Origin of the sequence: Marinomonas algarum, from assembly GCF_020532605.1 — a bacterium.
Lineage (GTDB): Bacteria > Pseudomonadota > Gammaproteobacteria > Pseudomonadales > Marinomonadaceae > Marinomonas > Marinomonas algarum.
The window spans coordinates 1-2547 of the sequence record NZ_JAJATW010000053.1 but is presented as its reverse complement, the minus strand read 5'-3'; the positions used below and the strand labels follow the sequence as shown (position 1 = coordinate 2547).

Sequence of the window (2547 nt, the reverse complement as noted above, 5' to 3'; positions counted from 1 at the left end):
GATAAATTACCCACCAAAAGTTCAGCTTACGAAGTTAGTGAACAGCTTAAAAGGTGTAAGCAGCAGAAAAATGAAGCAGTATCACCCAGAGCTTGAGCCACCCGCTTATTTGAAAAATGCACTCTGGGCGAGAAGTTACTTTGCTGGCAGTTGCGGAGGGGCAAGTATCGATGTTTTAAAAGGTTACATCGCAAACCAAAACAGACCTGATTAGAAGCCTATCGGCTTCGCCCTTATATCCCCTGCCTAGAAGTCAGGGGGCTTACAGGCATAATGCTAAGCTAATGGGTGCCTGGACCTCCCATACTTCGCTATACAGCATTAAACTCGAAGATCTTCATGAAGTCTCTGCCAATGCGCTCTTAGATGCTGTTTGTGTTCTTCATTCATAGGCAGTTTTTTTAAAGCCTCAGGCCAAAGAATTCTAGCTTTTTCCATTGCATCGTCCAAATGCGGCTTGATCGCCCGCCATGGAATATCTGATTTTATTGCCCAATATTCAAAGTGTTTATAGGAGACATCGTACCAAGCCTTCGTCTTTGCAAGGTTAAGAGCGAAGTGTTTTTCGTTTTCAATATAAACACTAGTGGTGACTATGTCGTAAGCAGGCGAAAGTCTGGGCGTGACTTGATCTGCATATAGTAAGCTCCAGTTTTTTAAGTGTGCGTCGCCGTTTGCTAATAGGATGTTAGCGAGTAAACGGCGGGCGAGTTGCTGGGCATCGTTTAGGCCATCACCAGAAAATTGATATAGGATTTTTGCTATTTGCTCGTAATTACCTGAATGATATTTTTCATGTGGGTACTTCACTAGCACTTGAGCAAAGTCTTCCATATGAATACGTAGGTCATTATGTCGGTCAAATCGCTTTATAGCGAAGGCCAATTTTTCATCAGGAAGATTGATTTGTGGAAGGTTGTCTAATTGGTCTATCTCAACCAATTTTATTTCAGGAATATCTACTCCAATGAGAGAGGCAAGGGTCATGGCTGTGAACTCATTGGCGGGCACGTCTTTATGTTTAGTCGAAGGTGTTTTCACAATCCAATCGCCAAGCACATTGTCTTTTGAAAGATTATATCGACCGTCTTTTTCTTTCATGGAAAACTTCATCTGAACGCCCGCCAAGGAGAACTTGTTCTCTTGGCTGAGTTTGTCGAATTTAACCGCTTTTACTTGACCATGAGATGAGAATAAATGGACAGGAACGTCTTCAGGCTCCATTGGCTCAGCGACTAATGCACCTGGTAAATCTATACCCAGATAAGAAAAAATATGGAACTCATTATCAACATGGGTTTTGAGCCCTTGAGCGATCAGTTCTCGTAATGAACCTTCAGGCAATAGATTAGACAAAATAGGATGTAGACGTTGGCTTGTCGCCCATGTCTCAGATAGCATTTTATTGGCATGTGGAAAATTTGGATGGGTGGTTAAGCTGAAAGTAGGGCGTGCTGTTCTAGATTGATAGCTTTCAGCAAAATGGAGAACATTACGCCCATTCTTTGCCCCTGCCAAATACCCTACTAGATGGCCATGCAACATTAACTTAAGAACATTAATTTCCGTTGTCATCTTCGTCTCCATCTTCTAGTAATCCTTTCCATGGGTCATCCGATAGCTTTTTTTGTTCAGCAGAATGATCAGGCTGTTTGTGCGGTAAAGATGTGTTACTACCATCGCTTTCAAGAGCCGCTAAAACAGCACTCAGCTTTTCTTTGGGAATCAGCATGACGTCACTATTTAGGCCCTTAGCGATCAACTCAAGAGTATCAAGCCTTGGGTTACCTTTTGCTTCAAGTCGTTGGTACTGCTGTCTAGAAATGCCAATGCGCATTGGCATGTCATTTTGCTTGAGTTTCAGTGCTAAACGGCGGTTTTTAATTTGCTGTAGTAGATTTATCATAAGGAAACTAATAAGTTGCTTTTTAAGTAATAGAAACATATTAGTTGCTCTTTTTATATTAAGCAACTTAAGAATTTCTTTTCTGGTGTTATCCCGTCCACATGTTCATTTCATTTTTCTTGAAGGTTAAATAGCCCATTTTTATGGGGTCACTTCACTTCACAATCGCCGACGCCACTTTTTTGAAACGGCCAGCTCAACCAAGAATAAAGCGAAAGCACGCGATCCCGAAATGCACCAAACTCAAAAAGGTAAGCAATGGTTTTTCGGTTTAAAAGCTCATATTGGTGTAGACGCGAGAACAGGCCTGACGCACAGTTTAAGTACAACAGCCGCCAACGTACATGACATCACAGAGACAGAAAACCTGCTTCATGGTGAGGAACGCTTTATCTCGGCGGATTCAGGTTATCGAGGTGCTCAAAAACGAGAAGCGCTAAAAAGCATCAAAGCCGATTGGCTGATTGCTGAGGTGCCAAGCAAGGTGCGTCTTCTCAAGAAACACCCGAGAATCGTAAGCGTCAGAGCATCACCACCTAGATGCGTTTGATATTCCATGGCAGCAGATCATCAAGACTTTCGTTGGTCTGTCGTTTTGGCAGCTCTTCGAAGAGTGTTACTAAGTAATCATACGGGATTAG

At 42.5% G+C, this 2547-nt stretch carries 4 protein-coding genes and 1 pseudogene; 2 read left to right on the top strand and 3 right to left on the bottom strand.

Translation table 11 applies throughout. The annotated features are described in order from the left end of the window. Positions 1 to 214: IS200/IS605 family transposase (gene tnpA / locus LG368_RS15175; RefSeq protein WP_226755532.1), on the top strand; the 214-nt coding region annotated here is incomplete at its 5' end. A 107-nt stretch (positions 215 to 321) separates the two neighbouring features. Here tnpA and LG368_RS15170 read toward each other — a convergent pair. Both LG368_RS15170 and LG368_RS15165 read right to left on the bottom strand, forming a co-directional pair. Further along, on the bottom strand, positions 322 to 1575 hold the full coding sequence (locus LG368_RS15170) for a type II toxin-antitoxin system HipA family toxin (protein ID WP_226755531.1): 1254 nt from the start codon (positions 1573 to 1575) through the stop codon (positions 322 to 324). Beyond that, positions 1559 to 1945, bottom strand: a complete 387-nt coding sequence (locus LG368_RS15165) for a helix-turn-helix transcriptional regulator (RefSeq protein WP_226755530.1) — start codon at positions 1943 to 1945, stop codon at positions 1559 to 1561. The genes LG368_RS15170 and LG368_RS15165 overlap by 17 nt, the downstream gene beginning before the upstream one ends. Before the next feature lie 145 nt (positions 1946 to 2090). On the opposite strand from LG368_RS15165, the pseudogene LG368_RS15160 reads away from it, so the two are divergent. Beyond that, a pseudogene (locus LG368_RS15160) lies at positions 2091 to 2417 on the top strand (transposase); the annotation flags it as partial. A gap of 25 nt (positions 2418 to 2442) precedes the next feature. Here the strand turns inward: LG368_RS15160 and LG368_RS15155 are convergent. After that, positions 2443 to 2544 carry a transposase domain-containing protein gene (locus LG368_RS15155; protein WP_226755533.1) on the bottom strand — a complete coding sequence of 34 codons (102 nt, stop codon included), beginning with the start codon at positions 2542 to 2544 and terminating at the stop codon, positions 2443 to 2445. Positions 2545 to 2547 lie beyond the last annotated feature (3 nt).